The organism is Thiothrix nivea DSM 5205 (genome assembly GCF_000260135.1).
In the GTDB taxonomy this organism is placed as follows: domain Bacteria; phylum Pseudomonadota; class Gammaproteobacteria; order Thiotrichales; family Thiotrichaceae; genus Thiothrix; species Thiothrix nivea.
Window position 1 is genome coordinate 2,113,901 of sequence record NZ_JH651384.1, and the last position, 19,626, is coordinate 2,133,526.

The 19,626-nt window shown below is 54.7% G+C and carries 25 protein-coding genes; 13 read left to right on the plus strand and 12 right to left on the minus strand.

Going from position 1 to position 19,626, the window contains the following annotated elements; genetic code table 11:
* Window positions 1-53: 53 nt before the first annotated feature.
* The 8 genes from THINI_RS10530 to THINI_RS10565 all read right to left on the minus strand — a co-directional run bounded on the left by THINI_RS10530 (window position 54) and on the right by THINI_RS10565 (window position 5,217).
* Window positions 54-1,190, minus strand: coding sequence for a methyl-accepting chemotaxis protein (locus THINI_RS10530; protein ID WP_002708580.1), 1,137 nt, complete (start codon window positions 1,188-1,190; stop codon window positions 54-56).
* Window positions 1,187-1,717: a chemotaxis protein CheW gene (locus tag THINI_RS10535; protein ID WP_002708581.1), complete on the minus strand. Its 531-nt coding sequence runs from the start codon at window positions 1,715-1,717 to the stop codon at window positions 1,187-1,189. The genes THINI_RS10530 and THINI_RS10535 overlap by 4 nt, the downstream gene beginning before the upstream one ends.
* Entirely contained in the window at window positions 1,717-2,097 is a 381-nt protein-coding gene (locus THINI_RS10540; protein ID WP_002708582.1) for a response regulator, read from the minus strand. The genes THINI_RS10535 and THINI_RS10540 overlap by 1 nt, the downstream gene beginning before the upstream one ends.
* An 11-nt stretch (window positions 2,098-2,108) precedes the next feature.
* Window positions 2,109-2,591, minus strand: a complete 483-nt coding sequence (locus tag THINI_RS10545; RefSeq protein ID WP_002708583.1) for a response regulator — start codon at window positions 2,589-2,591, stop codon at window positions 2,109-2,111.
* Between the two features lie 174 nt (window positions 2,592-2,765).
* A complete protein-coding gene (locus tag THINI_RS10550) occupies window positions 2,766-3,629 on the minus strand; it encodes a metallophosphoesterase (RefSeq protein WP_002708584.1) in 864 nt (287 codons plus the stop codon).
* Window positions 3,630-3,644: 15 nt separating this feature from the next.
* Window positions 3,645-4,259, minus strand: coding sequence for an NAD(P)H-dependent oxidoreductase (locus THINI_RS10555; protein WP_002708585.1), 615 nt, complete (start codon window positions 4,257-4,259; stop codon window positions 3,645-3,647).
* A 72-nt stretch (window positions 4,260-4,331) separates the two neighbouring features.
* Window positions 4,332-4,793 carry a sulfur carrier protein DsrE2 gene (gene dsrE2 / locus THINI_RS10560; RefSeq protein WP_002708586.1) on the minus strand — a complete coding sequence of 154 codons (462 nt, stop codon included), beginning with the start codon at window positions 4,791-4,793 and terminating at the stop codon, window positions 4,332-4,334.
* A 91-nt stretch (window positions 4,794-4,884) separates the two neighbouring features.
* Window positions 4,885-5,217: a rhodanese-like domain-containing protein gene (locus tag THINI_RS10565; RefSeq protein ID WP_002708587.1), complete on the minus strand. Its 333-nt coding sequence runs from the start codon at window positions 5,215-5,217 to the stop codon at window positions 4,885-4,887.
* A 96-nt stretch (window positions 5,218-5,313) separates the two neighbouring features.
* On the opposite strand from THINI_RS10565, the gene THINI_RS23395 reads away from it, so the two are divergent.
* The 5 genes from THINI_RS23395 (at window position 5,314) to soxA (ending at window position 9,008) form a co-directional block, all read left to right on the plus strand.
* Entirely contained in the window at window positions 5,314-6,741 is a 1,428-nt protein-coding gene (locus tag THINI_RS23395; protein WP_002708588.1) for a M48 family metalloprotease, read from the plus strand.
* 203 nt (window positions 6,742-6,944) lie between these two features.
* Window positions 6,945-7,334: a sulfur oxidation c-type cytochrome SoxX gene (soxX, locus tag THINI_RS10575; protein ID WP_002708589.1), complete on the plus strand. Its 390-nt coding sequence runs from the start codon at window positions 6,945-6,947 to the stop codon at window positions 7,332-7,334.
* 38 nt (window positions 7,335-7,372) lie between these two features.
* Window positions 7,373-7,822 carry a thiosulfate oxidation carrier protein SoxY gene (gene soxY, locus THINI_RS10580; RefSeq protein WP_002708590.1) on the plus strand — a complete coding sequence of 150 codons (450 nt, stop codon included), beginning with the start codon at window positions 7,373-7,375 and terminating at the stop codon, window positions 7,820-7,822.
* An 18-nt stretch (window positions 7,823-7,840) separates the two neighbouring features.
* A complete protein-coding gene (gene soxZ / locus THINI_RS10585) occupies window positions 7,841-8,149 on the plus strand; it encodes a thiosulfate oxidation carrier complex protein SoxZ (protein ID WP_002708591.1) in 309 nt (102 codons plus the stop codon).
* Window positions 8,150-8,162: 13 nt separating this feature from the next.
* Window positions 8,163-9,008, plus strand: coding sequence for a sulfur oxidation c-type cytochrome SoxA (soxA, locus tag THINI_RS10590; protein WP_002708592.1), 846 nt, complete (start codon window positions 8,163-8,165; stop codon window positions 9,006-9,008).
* 77 nt (window positions 9,009-9,085) lie between these two features.
* Here the strand turns inward: soxA and THINI_RS10595 are convergent, their stop codons facing one another.
* On the minus strand, window positions 9,086-10,558 hold the full coding sequence (locus THINI_RS10595) for an oligosaccharide flippase family protein (RefSeq protein WP_002708593.1): 1,473 nt from the start codon (window positions 10,556-10,558) through the stop codon (window positions 9,086-9,088).
* Between the two features lie 419 nt (window positions 10,559-10,977).
* Between THINI_RS10595 and soxY (THINI_RS10600) the strand changes: the two genes are divergently transcribed.
* The 4 genes from soxY (THINI_RS10600) to THINI_RS10615 all read left to right on the plus strand — a co-directional run bounded on the left by soxY (THINI_RS10600) (window position 10,978) and on the right by THINI_RS10615 (window position 13,297).
* Entirely contained in the window at window positions 10,978-11,427 is a 450-nt protein-coding gene (gene soxY / locus THINI_RS10600) for a thiosulfate oxidation carrier protein SoxY (protein ID WP_002708590.1), read from the plus strand.
* Between the two features lie 18 nt (window positions 11,428-11,445).
* On the plus strand, window positions 11,446-11,754 hold the full coding sequence (gene soxZ / locus THINI_RS10605) for a thiosulfate oxidation carrier complex protein SoxZ (protein ID WP_002708591.1): 309 nt from the start codon (window positions 11,446-11,448) through the stop codon (window positions 11,752-11,754).
* A 141-nt stretch (window positions 11,755-11,895) separates the two neighbouring features.
* Window positions 11,896-12,438, plus strand: coding sequence for a DsrE family protein (locus THINI_RS10610; protein ID WP_002708594.1), 543 nt, complete (start codon window positions 11,896-11,898; stop codon window positions 12,436-12,438).
* 100 nt (window positions 12,439-12,538) lie between these two features.
* Window positions 12,539-13,297, plus strand: a complete 759-nt coding sequence (locus THINI_RS10615; protein WP_002708595.1) for a DUF4395 domain-containing protein — start codon at window positions 12,539-12,541, stop codon at window positions 13,295-13,297.
* Between the two features lie 13 nt (window positions 13,298-13,310).
* On the opposite strand, the gene THINI_RS10620 is transcribed toward THINI_RS10615, so the two are convergent.
* Both THINI_RS10620 and THINI_RS10625 read right to left on the minus strand, forming a co-directional pair.
* Complete coding sequence (locus THINI_RS10620) at window positions 13,311-14,018, minus strand: hypothetical protein (RefSeq protein WP_002708596.1); 708 nt, start codon at window positions 14,016-14,018, stop codon at window positions 13,311-13,313.
* Window positions 14,015-14,554, minus strand: a complete 540-nt coding sequence (locus tag THINI_RS10625; RefSeq protein ID WP_002708597.1) for an RNA polymerase sigma factor — start codon at window positions 14,552-14,554, stop codon at window positions 14,015-14,017. Before THINI_RS10625 ends, THINI_RS10620 begins: the two co-directional genes overlap by 4 nt.
* 135 nt (window positions 14,555-14,689) lie before the next feature.
* Here THINI_RS10625 and soxB point away from each other — a divergent pair, with 135 nt between their 5' ends.
* The gene (soxB, locus tag THINI_RS10630) at window positions 14,690-16,438 is read left to right on the plus strand and encodes a thiosulfohydrolase SoxB (protein ID WP_002708598.1); all 1,749 of its coding nucleotides are present in this window, start codon (window positions 14,690-14,692) and stop codon (window positions 16,436-16,438) included.
* 93 nt (window positions 16,439-16,531) lie between these two features.
* On the opposite strand, the gene THINI_RS10635 is transcribed toward soxB, so the two are convergent.
* Window positions 16,532-16,831: a hypothetical protein gene (locus THINI_RS10635; protein ID WP_002708599.1), complete on the minus strand. Its 300-nt coding sequence runs from the start codon at window positions 16,829-16,831 to the stop codon at window positions 16,532-16,534.
* A 111-nt stretch (window positions 16,832-16,942) separates the two neighbouring features.
* Between THINI_RS10635 and THINI_RS10640 the strand changes: the two genes are divergently transcribed.
* The 3 genes from THINI_RS10640 to THINI_RS10650 all read left to right on the plus strand — a co-directional run bounded on the left by THINI_RS10640 (window position 16,943) and on the right by THINI_RS10650 (window position 19,623).
* Window positions 16,943-17,602, plus strand: coding sequence for a protein-L-isoaspartate O-methyltransferase family protein (locus THINI_RS10640; protein WP_002708600.1), 660 nt, complete (start codon window positions 16,943-16,945; stop codon window positions 17,600-17,602).
* Window positions 17,603-17,604: 2 nt separating this feature from the next.
* Window positions 17,605-17,922, plus strand: a complete 318-nt coding sequence (locus tag THINI_RS10645) for a rhodanese-like domain-containing protein (protein ID WP_002708601.1) — start codon at window positions 17,605-17,607, stop codon at window positions 17,920-17,922.
* Window positions 17,923-18,003: 81 nt separating this feature from the next.
* The gene (locus THINI_RS10650; protein WP_002708602.1) at window positions 18,004-19,623 is read left to right on the plus strand and encodes a TolC family outer membrane protein; all 1,620 of its coding nucleotides are present in this window, start codon (window positions 18,004-18,006) and stop codon (window positions 19,621-19,623) included.
* Window positions 19,624-19,626 lie beyond the last annotated feature (3 nt).

A 19,626-nucleotide genomic window follows, 5' to 3' on the forward strand; every position in this document is an offset into this window, starting at 1 on the left:
ATCCGAGGCGGCTAGCCAAACTTGATTTGTCCGAAATCATATTTCACCTGTCGTTATTGTTTTTCTTCGGCCAGATTGAAGTCCGCGATTGCACCGCGCAAATCGGCAGCCGTTGCGTTCAGGTCAGCGACCAACGCCCTGGTTTCCTCACTGTAACGGGCGGTCTGTTGGGTAATTTCCTGGATGGCGTGCATGGTGGAACCCACCTTTTCCGCCATCCCCGCCTGTTTACCGGCAGCATCAGAAATATTGCCGATCAGGCGCGCCAACCCGACGCTTACATCTTCCACTTCATCCAGCGCAGCACCCGCAGATTCGGCATTGCGGGCACCATCGACCACCTTGGCCGTGGTTTCTTCCATGGAAGCCATGACCTCGCTGGTATCCGCCTGCATGGTGCGGATCAGCACATCAATCTTGCGTGATGCCTCCCCTGCCTGCTGGGCAAGTTGCTGCATCTCGTCCGCCAAACGCCGGAAACCACCCTGGCTGCTGCTGCCCGCAGCCACCTGGCTGGAGCCGCTCTGGATGGATGCATTCAGCGCCAGGATGTTGGTCTGTTCCGCGATGTCGTTCATCAAACGCACAATGTCACCCACTTCCTGCGAACTTTCCCCCAGGCGCTTCAGGCGCTTGGAAGTGGCCTGGATTTTTTCGCGGATAGCCACCATATCGGCAATCGCAGCTCGCACCGTATGCGCCCCCGCCTGCGAAATTTCCAGCGACTTGCGCGCCACTTCCGCCGAACTGGAGGCATTGCGCGACACCCGCTGGATGGATTTGGTCATGGTCGCGATTGCTGTTGTAGCCACCGCAATTTCATCGGCCTGACGCGAGGAGGAACCCGCCAGACTACTGACCCTGGTATCGGCATCCTGGGCAAAACCGGTCAGGCGGTTGGAGGTCAAATCCATCCGCACCACCAGGGTGCGCAGCGCATCCACCGCGTAATTGACAGCATCGGCAATCGCGCCGGTGACATCTTCGGTGACAGTCGCGCGCATGGTCAGGTCACCATCCGCCAGTGAACTCATTTCATCCAGCAGGCGCAATACTGCCTGCTGTTGCTGGCGGGCATTCCCCGCCATGCGGGTACTGGCTGCGCGTTTCATGCGGAACAACAGCCCCACCAGCACCAATACTGTCAGCAGCAACACCGCAACCACGATTTGGTAGATGAGCGGACTCATGGCCGGATCTCCCCGACTTCCAGCGCGCTCACCAGTTTGCCAGCATCCAGCACGGCTACCGGTTGGCCATCCAGCAGCAACCACTGGCGGATGTAACGCACCCAGTCACCAGACGTATCTTGCGGCGGGTCACAGGCAGGTGTATCCGACCAGATATGCCGAACCCCTTCAAACTGGCCAGCCTGCAAGCCGAACCATTCTTCGCTGCCGCGTACCACAAATGCCCGCCCCGGCAGGGCCGTTGCCCCCTTCCCCAGTAGCAGCGCAGCCATATCGACCAGTGTCACCAGTTGGGCTCGGCAGTAGATGACGCCACTGACCCAAGCTGGCACGCCCCGAACACTGGCGATGGAAGCCGGTGTCACCACCTCCTCCACCTGCCCACTGGGAATCAGGCAGGTAAACTTCCCCACCTGCACCTGGAAGCCTGACCATTCCTGCAATTCCAGATGGCTGTCCTGGTGGGCACGGCGTTTCTTTTCCCGTAACAGCGCAAGGCCAGCCAATAACTCATAAGGGCTTGCCATTACCGACGCGCCCCGGGCACAAACTGCTCAATCGTGCTGAGCAGCACCCTGGAATCCACCGGCTTGACCAAATAGGCTTTGGCTCCTTGGCGCAACGCCCACACCCGGTCAGTTTCCGTTGACTTGGAACTGCACACAACAATTGGGATATGCGCCGTCTCGGGTGCGCGCGTCAATTCGCGGGTAGCCTGAAAACCATTCAGCAACGGCATGACCACATCCATCAGGATCACGTCTGGTTGACGCGCCTTGGCGACCTCTATCCCTTCCTGACCGTTACAGGCAACACTGACTTTGTAGCCTTTCTTTTCCAGCAGGACAGTAAAAATGCGGGTCTCCGCCAGGGAATCGTCAATAATCAGCACGTGCGGCTCTGCCATATGTCCCCCTTTCAGTCATCCACAAGGTCGATCGGAGGGAGAGCCTGCTTGATCGGGGCATCTTTGCTTGGCTTGGCGCTGACTTCCGGAATCACGACGTGCGTATGGATAGCCGTCAGCAAATCTTCCTTGGTGAATGGTTTGGTAAGGTATTTGTCGGAACCGGCCAGACGCCCCCGCGCCATGTCGAAAATGCTGTCCTTACTGGACAGCAGAATGACCGGGGTATCCCGGTATTGCCGGTTGGCCTTGATCAGGGCGCAGGTCTGGTAACCATCCAGCCGTGGCATCATGATGTCGACGAAAATGACATCCGGCTTGAAAGAGGCGATTTTTGCCAATGACTCAAAACCATCACCTGCGGTCACGACCCAACAACCTTCCTCACTGAGCAAAACCTCAGCAGTACGCAGGATAGTCTTGCTGTCATCCACCACCACGACTTTCAGGCCGGTCAGGTCGCGTTTGGGCACATTGTTCTGGGAATCGGACATAATTTTTCACAGCTCGTTGTTTTTCTAATTATTTTCAGAGCATCCGGGCGACCGGGCAAGGGTGTGCTTACAGAAGGTGTGGAAGCCACGACGGGAAGCCTCCCTCAATGCTCTTAATCTACACACACAGTTTACTGAAACGGCGGCAATAGCCAAACCCTTTCAGATAAAACGTCATGCCGCCAGCGGATAATAATCGCCTGCCACCAGCGTGACATGGGTAATTTCCGGCGCGCAATTGCGGCGGATCGGTAAACCGGTAGAACCAATACCTCGGCTGGTGTAAATCCACGACTCATTGACCCGGTGCAAACCCTGCACGTATTTGCGGCCAAGATAGGGGCGAATGAACGGTTTGCCCGGCTTGATCTGTACCTGCCCACCGTGCGTATGCCCAGAGAGTTGCAGGGAAATACGGGTATCTCCTGCATACCAGTCAATCATGTCTGGCTCGTGCGCCAGCAGGATGACCGGCTTGTCGCCACGTAATTTATCCAGCGTTGCCCGGATGTCGGGCTTGCCCAGCCAGCCATCATCAATCCCGGCCAGATGTATGACGCCACTGCCGTGCTGGATATCCAGACCTTCATTGCGCAATACCGGAATGTCGTGCTTGACGAAGGTTTCCTCAATCAGCACAGGGTCAGTCTTGATGTCGTGATTACCCATGACGGCGAACACGCCATAACAGGCATTCAGCTTCGCCAATACCGGCACCAGATCAAGAATATCCTCTTCGTCGTGCCAAACGTAATCACCGGTCAGCACCACCAGGTCAGGCTTGAGGGCATTGGTTTTTTCCACAGCCCGTTCAATGTGCTCCACCTGGGTGTAAGGCCGCAGATGCATGTCGGTAAGCTGTACGATGGTAAAACCTTCCAGCGCAGGCGGCAGGTTTTTCACCGGAATTTCCACAAACTCCTCTACCAACCAGCGGATTTCGTTAGCCCGTTCGGCATGACGGTCATCGTGGAAATAGTTCATACGCCCAATTCGGTTCAATACCCGCTGTGGCGTCTTCGCTGCCGTTTTCAACATGTTGTTAGCCTCGTTTTACATGCCATTCCGGAACATTTCCGTATGGGTGACGCCACTGGCGCGCACTACCTTCAGCGCTTCGGCATAAGCACTCAAGATCCCCCCAGCATAGACAATACGCTGACGAAAATAATTGTCTGCATCCGGATTGTTCTTGTCTGTATCCGCATTTAGAACCGACTCTACATTGCGCACGATAATATGTTCAGGGATATAACACAGGCGGTTATTCTTGTAACTGCTCATTCGCAATTCCGCGACCGGATATGCACCGCCATCGCCGGAAGATACCGTCACAATCAGGGCAGGCTTATGCGCCAGTTCGCCTGCTCCCCACAACAAAAAGAAATTTTTCAATCCCGCCGGGACTTGCCCATGCCACTCGGGGGAGATAATCACGAAACCATCACTGGTGGCCAGTTTTTCCGACAAAGGGTTGAGTAGCGCTTGCCATTGTTCATCACCATTCCAGATGCCTTCATCCCACAACGGCAGTGGATTGCCTGCCAAGGTAAAAACTTCGGTTTCAGTCGCCTGCTGGTTGTCCAGCAATGACTGGGCAATATGGCGAGCCACTTTTTCACTTTGCGAGCTTTCGCGATGGCTGCCACTGATAAGCATGATTTTCATGATTCGATCCCTCCATGTAAAAAGCCGGGGTATACCCGGCTTTTTACTGACTGTCCAATAAGCCTTGCGGAATCAGATGAACAGGCAGATGTCAGATTCACCGGCGAATTCGAAGAATGCCGCAGCACCTGCGTATTCAACGCCATCAATGAACTCCTTGTGATCCATTTCGAACAGATCCACCGTCATCTGGCAAGCGATGAATTTGACATCAGCTTCCTGACACAGATCACGCAACTCTTTCAGGTCGGCAACGCCTTTGTCAGCCATCTTCTTTTTCATCATGGCGGTCATCATGCCCTGCATACCTGGCAGCGCCTGCAACAGGACTGGCATCGGCATCGGCATCGGCATACCGGGGTTGCCGAGGGAAGTGACTTGCAGGTCAGGCTCTTTCTTCAACAGTTGCAGGCCGTAGAAAGTGAAGAAAATCTGTACGTCATAACCAAGCGCCGCCGCTGTAGAGGCCAGAATAAATGGAGGGTAGCCCCAATCCAGGGTACCTTTGGTTGCGATGATAGCCAGCTTTTTCATGCTTCGTGTCTCACGGATAATTTACAATTCACAGGCCAGCGTAGGCCCACCTCTCTCAAATAGCGCCATCACTATATCAGAATTATCTGAATTAGGCAGCGTTCGGCAGCACAACCTTCATGCCGGACTGATACCAACCAAAAATGCCGCCACGCAGGTTGATGGCATCAATCCCGGTATTTTGTTTCAGGAACATGCACGCCTGCGCGGAACGCGCGCCACTGCGGCAATAGAAGACGATAGTTTCATCTTTCGGCAGATCATTCATTCGCATCGGCAGGGTGTGCAGGGGCATGAACTCGGAACCCTCAATAATCCCCTGCGCCACTTCAGAAGCGGAACGCACATCAATCAGACGCACTTTTTCATCCGAATCCAGCAACTTTTTCAAACCGGCGGCATCAACTTCACGAATCCCAAACATAAGAACCCTGCATCCCAATAAATATTAAAACTTGCTTATATTCTAATTGAGATGTATCAACTGTCAAGAACCCATGGCATGTAATATAGTGAATGCATGAAATACATCACCTTCCACAGCCTTTTGCTTTCCGGCCTGACCGCAGGCTCCTTGACAGTTGCCTCCGCTGGCCTTGACCTCAATATTCCGGACATGAACATCCCCGACCTCGGCGACCCGGCCAGCAGCACGCTCAGCAGCTCGGAAGAGTCTGCGCTTGGCTTAAAACTGCTGCGGGAATTGCGTGGCAGCCAACCTGTAGTAGAAGACCCGGAGCTGAGCGGCTGGTTGCGTGCGCTGGGCAACCGTCTGGCCACCCACGCCCCCGGCGGCGGCAATTACTATTTCCTGATCGTTAAAAACTCTGAAATCAATGCTTATGCCATGCCCGGCGGGGTGATCGTCATCCATTCTGGCTTGATCCTCAGCACCAGTTCTGAAAGCGAGCTGGCTGCCGTCATTGCCCACGAAATCGCCCATGTTTCCCAGCGCCACATTGCGCGGATGCTGACAGACCAACGAGGCAGCCCGCTACTGACCGGCCTTGGGGTACTGGCCGGGGCAGCCGCCGCCAGCAAAAGCCCGGATGCCGCCCAAGCCATCATTACCGGCACCATCGCCAGCCAGGCACAACGGCAACTGGCTTTCAGCCGCCAGATGGAAACGGAAGCCGACCGCAGTGGCCTGCGCATCCTTGCCGCCGCCGGGCTGAATCCACAAGCCATGCCTGCTTTCCTGGAAAAGCTTGACCGACGCACTTCCGACCTGCACGGCGACATCACCCAATACCTGCGCTCCCACCCATTAAGCATTGACCGGCTCAGTGACACCCGTTCCCGCGCCAACCAACTGGGGCAACGCGCGGCGCGCGAAGACAGCGACTACCTGTATGCCAGGGAAAAATTACGCGCACTGACTGCACCCGGCTCAACCGCCGTGACGGCAGACGATACCCAACTGGCGCAATACGCCCAGGCAATCCGCTTGTTGCGCAAAGGCAACAGTAATGCTGCCTTGCAAACGCTGGGGACGCGACCACGCCCACTACCGGCAACCCTCGCGCTGGCGGAAGCGCTGAATGCCGCCCAACGTCATGCTGAGACCGAAAAGCTGCTCACGCCACTGGCCAGCGCCTATCCGGGGCAGGAAGCCATCCTTGTCCTGCTGGCAGAAGCTTTGCTGGCCACCCAAAAGGCTACACAAGCCTGGCAATTGTTTAGCCGCAGCCATTTTTCTGAACAAACCAGCCTCGAATTTCTGGATATGCGCCAACGCGTTGCCGAACAGGCGGGCCAACCCGCTGAAGCTTACCGCTCCGCCGCTGAGCGCAGCATCCGTATGGGTGAATACAAGCACGCCCGTGCCATTCTGGAACAAGCGTCGCGGCTACCCGGCATTCCGGCACAAACAGCTGCCCGCCTGCAAGCCATGACCCTCGACATCAAGCGGATGGAAACTCAGGAAAAGCAGCTCGACAAATTTTGAGCTATTTGATAAATATCAATATATTATTATATACTTATAAATAGTTGGTTTTATTAAAGTTTTTTTGCGTGATTTACCACAATCGGTTAAGCTGCATGTCCGGCTATTGATATATCTCAAGACTCGGGGAGTGCGCCTTGCGCATTTGCCCGCAGTGCTTGAGCCATGTTTTTAGAGATGTTTCTGTTAGAGAGGAGGTAACCATGCGGAAATTTTTTCGCATCCTGGCGATTACTGCGTCAGTCTCGGTACTGGCGGTAAGCGCCGGTTTCCAGTCTGCTTACGCGGCTGATGACGCCAAGCAAGAAGAAAAGAAAATGACCCCGGCTGATGAGGGCAAGGAAATTGCGTTCGACCGCAAGCTGGGTAATTGCCTTGCCTGCCACATGATCGCTGGCGGTGACATGACTGGCAATATCGGCCCACCGCTGATTGGGATGGCCGCCCGTTTCCCTGACAAGGAAAAACTGCGTGCGCAAATCTATGACGCCCGCGTCGCCAACCCCGACACCATCATGATCCCGTTCGGGCCGATGGGCGTACTGAACGACGAACAGATTGACAAGGTCGTTGAATACATTTCAACACTTTAACGGACGAACTTGCCAATAAAATTCTGGAGAGAGGAACTATGAAACGCAGAACATTCTTGCAAGGCAGCCTGGCAGCAGGTGCTGCCGGCATGGCGGTCAGCGCAGGCTTGCTGACCCCGCGCATGGTGCTGGCCGATGGCAGCGCATTTGACGCCAAAACCCTGGATGACACCCTGAAAGCCATGGCCATTACCCCGGAAGAGTCCGGTGACGTCAAGATCAAGGCGCCGGAAATCGCTGAAAACGGCGCGGTTGTACCTGTCACCGTCACCGGCCCGGAAGGCACCACCGAACTGAGCATCCTGGTTGAAAACAACCCCAACCCGCTGGCCGCCACCTTCATCCTCGGTGAGGGCGCGAAGCCGGAGGCGTCCACCCGCATCAAGATGGGCAAGACCTCCAACGTCATCGCCCTCGCCAAAGTGGGCGACAAAACCCTTTCAGCCAAGCAGGAAGTCAAGGTCACCATCGGTGGCTGCGGCGGTTAACCACGGGAGAAATCATCAATGTCTAGCATTAAACTGAAAGCCAAAGCCGATGGCGACACTGTAGAAGTCAAGGCGCTCATGACCCACCCGATGGAAACCGGACAGCGCAAGGACAAGAAAACCGGCGAACTCGTCCCCGCCCATTTCATCAGTGAGATCGTGGTCACTGCCGGTGACAAGACCGTCATGACCGCCAACTGGGGGGCGTCCGTTTCCAAGAACCCTTACCTCGCCTTCAACTATGCAGGCAAGGCTGGCGACAAGGTCAAGCTGACCTGGAAGGACAACAAGGGCGAAACCGATTCCGCTGAAACTGATGCGGCTTGATCAGGAGGTTTTCATGAAACAAACAATTCTGGCAGGCACACTTGCGCTGTCACTGAGCGCATCTGTAGCCTACGCGGCTCCCGCTGAAGACCTGAAAGCCTTCCAGGACTACTTCGCCAAGCAGTTCAAGGATGTTCCGGCAGCCGACTTCAAGGATGGTGCTTATGCGCTGGACGCTGGCCTGAAAGAGCAATGGGAAGCCATGGAAGAATTCCCGCCGTATGAGGGCGACGTTGACGCAGGCAAAGAACTGTGGGAAACCGCGCTGAAAGATGGCAAAACCTACGCTGACTGCCTGGGCGATGTCAAAGGCGTGCGCACCAAGTTCCCACATTACGATGCCGAGAAAGATGATGTCATCACCCTGGAAGGCGCGCTGGAAGCCTGTAAGAAGGAGCATGACGGCGAAGGCTTCGTCAACAAGGATGGCAAGCCACAACTGGACAAAGGCAAGATCGTGCAATTGGCGGCGTACATCGGCATGGAAGGCCGTGGTGGCAAGATTGACCTTCCCGCACCAGAAGGCAAGGCCATGGACTGGTATGACATGGGCAAGAACTATTTCTACGCCAAACGCGGCCAGTTGAACATGTCCTGCGCTGACTGCCACGTCTACAACGCTGGCAAGAATATCCGCGCTGACCTGCTCAGCCCTGCCCTCGGCCACGTGACTCATTGGCCGGTATACCGCTCCGCCTGGGGTGAAACCCGTTCGCTGCACAACCGCTTCGTCGGCTGCAATGAGCAGGTACGTGCTGCCGGCCTCAAGCCTGAAAGCAAAGAGTACAAGGCGCTGGAATACTTCCTGACTTACATGAACAATGGCCAAGAATGGAACGGCCCTGGTTCACGCAAGTAAGCACCGTCCTTAACTGCGCATAAAAAACCCGGCTCTGCCGGGTTTTTTATTGACGGGGCATCATTGCAAAACTGCCGTCATTCCGCAGACCGCCGCTCCCGCAACCGTGCAAAAAACCACCCCAAAAATACCACCATCACCACAGCAGCAACGGCACCATTGGCAAAAATATGCATAAGCCTGCTAGTAATATGGCTATTCATGTAAGCCAGCAAATAAACAGCCAACGCCCCTAGCACAAATGTCAGTAACAAACCCAGCAAATATTGATGAATCCGGTGGCCAATATGGCGCGACACCCACATGAACAGCAGCGGGAATGGCAACAAGCCCAAGTACAAGGCAACCGCCACCCCGTTATAAGAGTAACGCTCACCCAAATAGAAAATCCCAAACCCATATGCAACCGCACTCAATACAATCACCAGCGCTGTCAGCTTGGCCTCCCCTGCACCCTGCGCAGCCCAATAAGCCACCACAAGATTGGAATTGAAGAAAGAAAACACGGCAATCAGCTGCAAGGTGATGGCAGTCTTCGCGGCAAACTCGGGGGAGATCCACAAACTCAGGAAGCTCTCCCCCGTCGTCACCAACATCACGGCGATAAATGCACTGATGAAAAACACCACGTGAGTTGCGTTTTTATACAGCCTTAGCAACTCCTGCCCACTACCAAGACTGGCCAACTCACTGAAACGCGGGAACATGATATGCACCAGGGTATTGACAATGCCATTCAACATCTGGGCAATCGTGAATGGAATCTGGTAATACGTGACTGCTTCTGTGCCAATAACCCCGCCAATCAGCAGCTTGTCAGCCCGGGAAGTTAAAGCAATGACGGAATTGCCAATAAACGTATACACACTGAAAGAAATCATGGCAGCAAAAATGCCGGCATCAAACGACAAGCCAAAGCGCAACCCCTCTGGCAATACCTGCCGACTAAACCAGAAACCACAGATCAGGGCAATGGACTGCACCAGCACATACCCCCACAGGACTTCCCTAAGCGAATACCCCATCACCAGCAAGATGGTCGCCAATACAATACCACCAATATTGGCCGAATTATGGATAAGGGCCGGAATGTCGAAACGGTGGTACGCACGACACACATTCAGGAAAAACTGGTTAACATAGCTCAGCAATAACGCCAGGCTGGTTATCCTGAGCGCTGCCTGCGCCATTTCGCGATTTTGCAGGTTATTGTCGTAAATAAAAGCACTCAATGCAGGCGCAAACCCATACAACAGCCCAACGGTCAATAACCCCAGCACAATATAACTCAGCAGCCCAATATCCAGCACCGGCTTGACTTTGTGGCGCTCACCGGTGACCTCGTATTCCGCTACGTATTTTACAATGGCCTGACCTACACCCAGGTCAATAAAATTCATGAACCCGATCAGGGATATGCAAATGATGTACAACCCATACACATCCGTCCCGAAATGCCGCAACATCAATGGAATGGTCAATAAGGACGCCAACAACGGCAGCACATAGCCGATGCCGGTAAAAATCACATTGCGTTGGATATTTTTCATTATCTTTTCTTTAAAAAATGACTACATATCTGGGCTGCCTGATTTTACATAGCCCACCCTGCCAATGCCACACAACCGCGCGCATTGGTTAATTTTTAAACCCAGCATAGTGCCGGAAGCATTATCTGATGGATTAGGATACTGGTGGGAAAGATTCCTCGGCGACCACAAAAGCAGGATATAATTATAGCAGCTCATTATGAAAGCAAATAACTAATTGATCGGCGGATAACCATCACAGACAAACCCGCCAGCGGGATAAAAAAATTTCCGAAAAATGGAATATTCCGGCCTTCCCAAGCGTCATACCCTAGCACGGGCAACTTGCCATGGCTGTGCCGTATAGCCGGAATCGGTACAGGCCAAGGCATCACCTGTTGCCCCTGAATGACAAAATACCCAGCTTATTGAGAGGAACTATGAAACGCAGAACATTCTTGCAAGGCAGCCTGGCAGCAGGTGCTGCCGGCATGGCGGTCAGCGCAGGCTTGCTGACCCCGCGCATGGTGCTGGCCGATGGCAGCGCATTTGACGCCAAAACCCTGGATGACACCCTGAAAGCCATGGCCATTACCCCGGAAGAGTCCGGTGACGTCAAGATCAAGGCGCCGGAAATCGCTGAAAACGGCGCGGTTGTACCTGTCACCGTCACCGGCCCGGAAGGCACCACCGAACTGAGCATCCTGGTTGAAAACAACCCCAACCCGCTGGCCGCCACCTTCATCCTCGGTGAGGGCGCGAAGCCGGAGGCGTCCACCCGCATCAAGATGGGCAAGACCTCCAACGTCATCGCCCTCGCCAAAGTGGGCGACAAAACCCTTTCAGCCAAGCAGGAAGTCAAGGTCACCATCGGTGGCTGCGGCGGTTAACCACGGGAGAAATCATCAATGTCTAGCATTAAACTGAAAGCCAAAGCCGATGGCGACACTGTAGAAGTCAAGGCGCTCATGACCCACCCGATGGAAACCGGACAGCGCAAGGACAAGAAAACCGGCGAACTCGTCCCCGCCCATTTCATCAGTGAGATCGTGGTCACTGCCGGTGACAAGACCGTCATGACCGCCAACTGGGGGGCGTCCGTTTCCAAGAACCCTTACCTCGCCTTCAACTATGCAGGCAAGGCTGGCGACAAGGTCAAGCTGACCTGGAAGGACAACAAGGGCGAAACCGATTCCGCTGAAACTGACGCGGCGTAACCCGCCCTACATTACCCTCCTTCTGCTGGAGGAGGGTAAACCAAACAATACCAACAAGAGGCATCCAATGCCCTAGAGCAACCGGCAAGCCATTGCCATTAAAGCACAAGATCAAAACATCCATCCGAGGAGGATACCCCCATGTTAAAACCCGTCATGCTCAGTTTCGCAATCATGCTCGGCAGCCTGGCAAATCTGGCGATAGCGGAAGACGCCAAGCCTGCTGAGGCTGCCGCTCCCGCCGACGCCAAATTTGACCCTGGCGTTCCCGCCCCCAAAGTAGCCGACAATTATTACGACGGCGCTGAAAAAGTCGTCGTGCATGTCAGCATGGATGGTGACGAAAAGAAATACATGGGCATCCTCGGCAATGTCAGCAACTATATCAAGGCACTCGACGCCACCGGCAAGAAAACCGAAGCCATCATCGTGATGAACGGCGATGGCGTTAACCTGCTACGCCAAGCCAAGGAAGTGGAAATGAATGCCGATGCCAAGCTGCCCGGCAAAATCACCGAACTGAAGGAAAAAGGCGTCAAGTTCGATGTGTGCTACAACACGCTGGCTGGGCGCAAAATCAAGTTTGAGGAACTCTACGATGCCAAACCGGAAGATGTCATCCCATCCGGCGTAGCTGAAGTAGGTCGGCTGGAATCACAAGGCTACCGCCTGCTGAAGCCCTGAAAGAGATAACAGCCAACAATCTTGCCCCTGAGTCGGGTAAGTAGTCACCCAAGACAGGGGCTTACCCGACAACCGCCGTTCACCGCTGGAGAAACTCAAGATGCCTACGCCTACGCACGGGGGAAACACCGGGATAGCCGCCATCATCAGCACCTGCAAAAACCTCTGGTTCCGCGACCTTGCTGAAACGCCAACTTACATCAATGACACCGCCGTGCGTATCCGCGCCGGATTATTGCTGGCCATCCCGATCTACATGGGCTTTACACTTTTCAACGCCATTTATGGCTCAAAGTGGGAAGTCACCGGGGAAATGATTCAGGATACCCTGGAAACCGACTGGGACGGGCATATCATTTACAGCGTCGAAGCCATTCGCCGTACCCTGGATTTTTCCCTCCAAACTCACCTGCTGTTTTACGCCTTATTTGAAATGCTGGCTGGCATGTTTGTGCTGACCTCACGCTTCTCCCCTACCATCCTGCTCAGCTGCTTTCTGGCCAGGGGCAAACGCCCAGTATGGAAACCGCTGGTTCCCAAACGCTTCGCTTGGTCTATTGGCGCAAGTTTTATCATCACCTGCCTGATTTTCTTTAACCCCGAAGTGTTTGCCGGTTGGGTCAACGCGCTGGTTGGTCACCCGGAATGGCTGCCAACCACCGAAAACTACATGCCACGCTGGATACCGCTGGTCATGGTCTGGGTCTGCTTTGGTTTCATGTGGCTGGAAACGGTGCTCGGCTTTTGCGCCGGCTGCAAAATACATGCATTGCTGGCATGGCTCGGCGTTTTCAAGGAAGAGTGCGAAGCCTGCAATAATATTGACTGGGAAGAAATCGCCCGCAAACAACAAATCTGAGGGCGACAACCCTTCAGATCGCAATATAGCGCCAGCCTTGGCGCAGGTGCTGCACCACGAATTCAACAGCGGAGGGCGCAATTTCAGTCCCGTCCACCAGTTCCACCATTTCACCACGCTGTTTGAAATTATACAGCGTATTGCTACAGGCCACGAAGCGCAGATGCGGGTATTCCTGGCTCATCTGGAAAATACGCCCCTCGTACTTGGTCGTACCCAACCTTAACAGGTCAATACCTTCCGAACTGGCAACCACGTAGACACTGCCAGCCTTGCTCTCAACCTGTTCCGCCAGATGTTCAGCTTGGCTCAATGCCCCTTCCAGTTTGGCGGGTTCGTGTGAATCAATAAACACGATGAAACGGTTGTCGTCAGCTGCCGCTGCATTATTCAGGGTAATGCCTTCACCAGCATGACGGTGGGACAGGTAGTAATCATTGCCTACCGCGCCCGCCACCAGAGTCAGGGAGAAGGCCAGCACATAACCGGCAGCATGACGCCACCCTGAGGACATCTGCCGTACAGGAGCCTTCCTGGCAGATTCAGGCTGCGGGTAAGCTATCTGCACCATATGCTTGATGCGCTGGATTTCACACAGCTCTTTTTGCAAGCTCAGGTCATTTTCCAGCAGTGACAGCACATGACGGCTCTGCTCCACGTCCAGCTGGCCATCAGCGAAGGCATGCAACACGTCAGAGGCGGAATACTGTTCCGGGTTCATTTCACTCTCCTCAGATAGTGAACGTTATCCATATTACGAACGCCTTGCAGGCGTTTTTTCATCGCTTCACGGGCGCGGCTCAAGCGGCTCATCACTGTGCCCACCGGAATATCGAGAATGAGGGCAACCTGTTCATAACCACAGCCTTCCAGATCAACCAACGTCATCACTTCCCTCTGCCCCAGGGGCAGGGAAGCAACGGCAGCCTGCACCTGTTCCACCAGTTGGTGTTCGGCAAATTTGCGTTCGGGGCAATCCGTACAAGTCAGTTCAATATCGTCAATGTCCATTTCAGGTTTGCGGGTGCGCAGGTACTCCATCCAGCAGTTATGCAGGATTTTGTATAACCATGCGCCAAGACGTTCCTCATCGCGCAATTGATCCTGTTTTTCCAGCGCCCGCGCCAACGCATCCTGGACCAGATCATCGGCCAACGCATGATCACCACACCACGCCAGAGCCATCCGGTGCAATTTCGCCCGCTGCTCTGCCAATTTGTAACCAAAACGATTGAAACGAAGATACTGGCCTAACATGCTACCCTCAGCTTGCTGTTACGGACGATGATGCAAAAAAACCGGAAAATATTCCAAAAAAATGGAATATTTCTGTTTCAGCTCCGTCACCTGACTTTGTGAGAGAAACATTGTACCGCACTTGAGGAGAGAAGAATGAGCCTAACCCGCCGTGAATTCATGCAAATGCTGGCGGCAGCCAGCGTCGCCGGCTTCAGCCTGAACAATGCCTTCGCTGCCGATGACGCCAGCAAGGAGGGTAATAAAACTGATACCAAAGCGCCGTCCAACCCCTATGAACTGCCTGCATTCGGTAATGTTTCCCTGCTGCATTACACCGACTGCCACGCCCAGTTGCTGCCGATCTATTTCCGTGAACCGAATGTCAATATTGGCATCGGCAGCATGAAAAACCAAGTTCCACATCTGGTCGGCGAACACTTCCTGAAAAAGTACGGCATTGAGCCGGGCACAATGGACGCTCACGCCTTCACCTATATCGACTTTGCGGAAGCCGCCAAAAAATACGGCAAGGTCGGCGGTTTCGCCCACCTAAAAACCCTGGTTGACCAAATCCGCGCACAACGCCCTGGCTCCCTGTTGCTGGACGGTGGTGATACCTGGCAAGGCTCCTGGACTTCCCTGAAGACCAACGCACAGGACATGGTTGACGCACAGCTGGCACTGGGCGTGGATGTCATGACCCCGCACTGGGAAATGACTTTCGGTGCTGACCGCGTAAAAGAAATCATCGAGAAGGATTTCGCCGGCAAACTGGATTTTGTTGCCCAGAACGTCATCAGCACCGACTTTGAAGAACCGGTATTCGACCCTTACGTTATCAAGGAAATCAACGGCGTGCCGGTCGCTATCGTCGGCCAGGCATTCCCGTACACCCCGGTCGCCAACCCGCGCCATCTGGTGCCTGACTGGAGCTTCGGCATCCGCGACGACCGTATGCAGGAAATGGTCGACGAAGCGCGTGGCAAAGGCGCGCAAGTCGTTATCGTCCTGTCCCACAACGGCATGGACGTTGATCTAAAAATGGCCAGCAAAGTCACTGGCATCGACGCCATCATGGGCGGCCACACCCACGACGGCGTGTTCCAGCCAGTCGTGGTAGAAAATGCCGGTGGCAAAACCCTGGTCACCAACGCAGGCTCCAACGGCAAGTTCCTCGGCGTGCTCGACCTCGACGTGAAAGACGGCAAAATTGCTGACTACCGTTACAAGCTGTTGCCGGTGTTCTCCAACCTGCTGGAAGCCGACAAGGGCATGACCGATCTGATCACCAAAATCCGCGAACCTTACAGCAAGGAACTGGCGGAAGAGCTGGCCGTGTGTGACGACACCCTGTACCGTCGCGGCAACTTCAACGGCACCTTCGACCAATTGATCTGTAACGCGCTGATGGAAGGGCTGGATGCGCCACTGGCATTCTCGCCGGGCTTCCGTTGGGGGACATCCGTACTACCAGGCCAGCCGATCACGTTTGAACACGTCGCCGACCAGACCGCCATCACTTACGGCACTGTTACCCGTAACGAAATGAGCGGCGAAATGATCAAGACCATTCTGGAAGACGTGGCTGATAACCTGTTCAACCCTGACCCTTACTACCAACAAGGTGGTGACATGGTGCGTGTAGGTGGCCTGAAATTCAGCTTCGACCCGACTGCCGAAATGGGCAAGCGCGTTTCCGATATGGAGCTGGACGGCAAACCACTGGACGCCGCCAAAAACTACCCGGTTGCAGGCTGGGCAAGCGTGCAGGAAGAGGTTCCGGAAAACAAACAGATCTGGGAAGTGGTCGCTGACTACCTGCGCGACAAGAAAACCATCGGCAAGGTCGAGCTGAACACGCCGAAGCTGAAAAACGCCGATGGCAACGAAGGCATGGCGTAAGCCTTAAACCATTCCTAACTCCTGCCGGGCGCAAGCCCCAGCAGCTTGGGCGGATTCCTCACCGAATCCGCCTTTTTTGTACCTACATCGCGCTTACGGGCATTGCCCCTTCACAAACCCCTGCACCTTGGGGTCAGCACACGCCTTACAATCATTGGCGTAAGTTGCCTGTATGTCGGAAGGGCACGGCGCTGTCACACAGCGGATGGTGGGATCCTGCAAGGTCGCACACACCGGCGCAAATTGCTCGTAGCAGATTTCCGGCCTTGGCTCCCTGCATGGCTGGAAGGCCCCCGCCATGACAGCATTTTCCCCTGCATCCGAACGGCTACACCCTGACAGGGCGGTGGCCAGCAACAACCCGCCCCCCAACAGCATTCCTGACATTTTCATAAAAACCTCGCACCAGATTGTTTTTGACAGTACTCAATAACTTGCGGCAACCCGCCTGAATCCGTACTCTTATCGCATTCTTAACGTCATTCCATCGTCAGGAGCCTGTACATGAACCTGGAACAAGCCCGCTTCAACATGATCGAACAACAGATACGCCCATGGGACGTACTGGATCAGACAGTTCTGGAAACCATTGGTTTTATCCAGCGTGAACATTTTGTTCCAAAAACCCACCGGGCACTGGCGTTTGCTGATGTGGAAATCCCCATCGGCCATGGCGAGCACATGATGTTCCCCCGCATGGAAGCCCGGATGCTGCAAACACTGGCCATTACCGCCGACGACACCTGCCTGGAAATCGGCACCGGCAGCGGCTATGTCACCGCCTGCATGGCCCATCTTAGCAAACATGTCGATAGTGTTGACATTTATGAGGATTTTACCCGCCAAGCAGAAGAACGGCTATTGCCCCTCAAGCTACGCAACCATACCCTGCATACCGGCGATGCCCTGCGTGACTGGACACCCGGCAAGCGTTATGACGCTATTGCCGTCACTGGCTCTGTGCCGGTTTACCTGAACCGCTTTGAAGAATGTTTGGCACCGGGCGGGCGCTTGTTCATGGTTGTCGGCCATGGCGCGGTGATGCAAGCAGTTCTCGTCAAACATGAAGAAGACGGTGAATTCAGCCACACCAAGCTGTTTGAAACCAGCCTGAAGCCCCTAGTCGGGGCAGACTCCGGGGCTGAGCACGCTTTCATTTTCTGAACATGCGTCAATGGACTCCCCAGGAACTGGCTGATAACCTGAAAAACCCCTTACAACCTCTACAAATACTGGATGTTAGGGAGCAGTGGGAATACGATATTGCCCATCTGCCAGGGTCATACCTGATGCCATTGGGGCAACTGGTGCACAAAATGGGCGAACTTGACACATCAATCACCTGGGTTGTGGTATGCCATCATGGCATCCGCAGCGCCCATGCGTGCTATTATCTGGAACGAAATGGCCTGAATGTGATCAACCTTTCTGGTGGCCTGGATCGCTGGGCCAAGGAAGTTGACCTTGATATGCCGCTTTACTAACCGCAAACGGGGCTATAATTTGCGGCGAATACCTGGCGAAACTGACGTATTGACAAATTTCTATCGTGGAACCGTTTTTTTATGAAACAACAGACACTGGCAATCCTGATTGCCGCTTCCCTGACACTGGCAGCCCAACAGGCGAATGCCGAAAACCTGTTGCAGGTATACCAGCAGGCCAAGGGCTATGATGCCCAGTTCAAGGCGCTGGAAAACAATTACCTGGCGATCCTGGAACGCAAGCCCCAGGCGCTGGCCGCGCTCAAGCCGCAGGTGTCCGTTTCCGGCTCAGTCACCGAAACCCGCCAACGTACCGAGTATGATGCCTCCCTGACCGACCCCAAGGACATCGGCAACGGCAGTAACGCCACTTACACCCTGGGCTTGAGCAAATCCCTCTACAACGGTGCATTGAACGCCCAGGTCAAGCAGGCCGATGCCATCATCTCCCAGGCCAGCGCAGGTCTGGAAGCAGAACGCGAGAACCTGATCCTGCGTACAGCGGAAGCCTATTTCAATTTCCTGTTGGCGCAGGACAACCTGGAATTTGCCCGTACCGAAAAAGACGCCATCAGCCGCCAACTTGAGCAAACCCGTGCCTACTTCGAGGCAGGCCGCTCCGCCATCACCGATGTCAAAGAAGCTGAATCCCGCTACGACCTCGCGATTGCCCAGGAAATCAACGCCATCAACCAACTTGACCTCAGCCGTGAACAACTGCGTGTACTGACCGGCGGCTTTTACCAGACCCTCAATGCTCCCGCAGCAAACATGCCCTTAGCCATGCCCGCCCCCGCTGACATTGAGCAATGGGTAAACACAGCCAAAGCCAACAATAAACAACTGACTGCCAGCAAATACAGCCTGGATGCCGCTCAGACCGAAATTGACCGTCAGCGCGCCGCCAAAAAGCCGGTGGTTGACCTAGTTGCTAAACAAACCGGCAGCAATACTGAAAGCAATGCGCTGCTGGATCCTCAAACCTACGGAGCCAGTGTCGGCGTACAAGTCAGTATGCCCCTCTACACGGGCGGAGCCATCTCTTCCAAAATCCGTGAAGCGCAACACAGTTTCCAGCAGGCGCAACAGCAATACGAATTTCAAGATCGCACCACCGAGCAGCAAGCCCGTAATGCTTTCCTGACCGTGCAATCCAGCATCAGCCAGGTCAAGGCCAACCAGCGCGCGCTGACTTCCGCCGAAACCGCCGCCGAAGCCACCCAGGCGGGCTTTGAAGTGGGCACGCGCACCGCTGTGGACGTGCTGACTGCACTGCGTAACGTGTTCAGCGCCCGCCGTGACTACGCCAGCGCCCGTTACACCTACTTGCTGAACACCCTGACACTGCGTCAGGCCGCTGGTACTTTGTCCGATCAGGACATTGCCAACATGAACCAATTCATGACGTCCACGCCCAAACAGCTTGCCGCCACCCTCCAAAAGGATATGGCTGCCTCTGGCGAAAAGCTCCCGGCGCAAACGGATAACGCAGACCAAGCGGCGCTTGAAGCCAACGACACCTTCCAATCCTATGCAGCGCCGGAAACCCTCAAGCCTGGCAGAACCGGCCAGCCCCTGAAACTGCCTGCCGCCGAAGAAGCTACCCAGCCAGCCAGCGCGGCGACAGCAGCAAAACCTGCCCCACCACAAACGGGCCAGCCACAATACTTCGTTATCCCCAGGGATGTTGGCAAGAAATAAGCC

Excerpts from the sequence above, each read along its gene's own strand:
- soxZ (WP_002708591.1), top strand. The coding sequence starts at position 7,841 with ATGTCTAGCATTAAACTGAAAGCCAAAGCCGATGGCGACACTGTAGAA.
- THINI_RS10640 (WP_002708600.1), top strand. The coding sequence starts at position 16,943 with ATGAACCTGGAACAAGCCCGCTTCAACATGATCGAACAACAGATACGC.
- THINI_RS10645 (WP_002708601.1), top strand. The coding sequence starts at position 17,605 with ATGCGTCAATGGACTCCCCAGGAACTGGCTGATAACCTGAAAAACCCC.
- THINI_RS10550 (WP_002708584.1), bottom strand. The coding sequence starts at position 3,629 with ATGTTGAAAACGGCAGCGAAGACGCCACAGCGGGTATTGAACCGAATT.
- THINI_RS10620 (WP_002708596.1), bottom strand. The coding sequence starts at position 14,018 with ATGAACCCGGAACAGTATTCCGCCTCTGACGTGTTGCATGCCTTCGCT.
- THINI_RS10650 (WP_002708602.1), top strand. The coding sequence starts at position 18,004 with ATGAAACAACAGACACTGGCAATCCTGATTGCCGCTTCCCTGACACTG.
- soxZ (WP_002708591.1), top strand. The coding sequence starts at position 11,446 with ATGTCTAGCATTAAACTGAAAGCCAAAGCCGATGGCGACACTGTAGAA.
- THINI_RS10635 (WP_002708599.1), bottom strand. The coding sequence starts at position 16,831 with ATGAAAATGTCAGGAATGCTGTTGGGGGGCGGGTTGTTGCTGGCCACC.
- THINI_RS23395 (WP_002708588.1), top strand. The coding sequence starts at position 5,314 with ATGAAATACATCACCTTCCACAGCCTTTTGCTTTCCGGCCTGACCGCA.
- THINI_RS10595 (WP_002708593.1), bottom strand. The coding sequence starts at position 10,558 with ATGAAAAATATCCAACGCAATGTGATTTTTACCGGCATCGGCTATGTG.
- dsrE2 (WP_002708586.1), bottom strand. The coding sequence starts at position 4,793 with ATGAAAAAGCTGGCTATCATCGCAACCAAAGGTACCCTGGATTGGGGC.
- THINI_RS10540 (WP_002708582.1), bottom strand. The coding sequence starts at position 2,097 with ATGGCAGAGCCGCACGTGCTGATTATTGACGATTCCCTGGCGGAGACC.
- soxY (WP_002708590.1), top strand. The coding sequence starts at position 7,373 with ATGAAACGCAGAACATTCTTGCAAGGCAGCCTGGCAGCAGGTGCTGCC.
- THINI_RS10555 (WP_002708585.1), bottom strand. The coding sequence starts at position 4,259 with ATGAAAATCATGCTTATCAGTGGCAGCCATCGCGAAAGCTCGCAAAGT.
- soxY (WP_002708590.1), top strand. The coding sequence starts at position 10,978 with ATGAAACGCAGAACATTCTTGCAAGGCAGCCTGGCAGCAGGTGCTGCC.
- THINI_RS10615 (WP_002708595.1), top strand. The coding sequence starts at position 12,539 with ATGCCTACGCCTACGCACGGGGGAAACACCGGGATAGCCGCCATCATC.
- THINI_RS10535 (WP_002708581.1), bottom strand. The coding sequence starts at position 1,717 with ATGGCAAGCCCTTATGAGTTATTGGCTGGCCTTGCGCTGTTACGGGAA.
- THINI_RS10610 (WP_002708594.1), top strand. The coding sequence starts at position 11,896 with ATGTTAAAACCCGTCATGCTCAGTTTCGCAATCATGCTCGGCAGCCTG.
- THINI_RS10625 (WP_002708597.1), bottom strand. The coding sequence starts at position 14,554 with ATGTTAGGCCAGTATCTTCGTTTCAATCGTTTTGGTTACAAATTGGCA.
- soxA (WP_002708592.1), top strand. The coding sequence starts at position 8,163 with ATGAAACAAACAATTCTGGCAGGCACACTTGCGCTGTCACTGAGCGCA.
- soxX (WP_002708589.1), top strand. The coding sequence starts at position 6,945 with ATGCGGAAATTTTTTCGCATCCTGGCGATTACTGCGTCAGTCTCGGTA.
- THINI_RS10530 (WP_002708580.1), bottom strand. The coding sequence starts at position 1,190 with ATGAGTCCGCTCATCTACCAAATCGTGGTTGCGGTGTTGCTGCTGACA.
- THINI_RS10545 (WP_002708583.1), bottom strand. The coding sequence starts at position 2,591 with ATGTCCGATTCCCAGAACAATGTGCCCAAACGCGACCTGACCGGCCTG.
- THINI_RS10565 (WP_002708587.1), bottom strand. The coding sequence starts at position 5,217 with ATGTTTGGGATTCGTGAAGTTGATGCCGCCGGTTTGAAAAAGTTGCTG.
- soxB (WP_002708598.1), top strand. The coding sequence starts at position 14,690 with ATGAGCCTAACCCGCCGTGAATTCATGCAAATGCTGGCGGCAGCCAGC.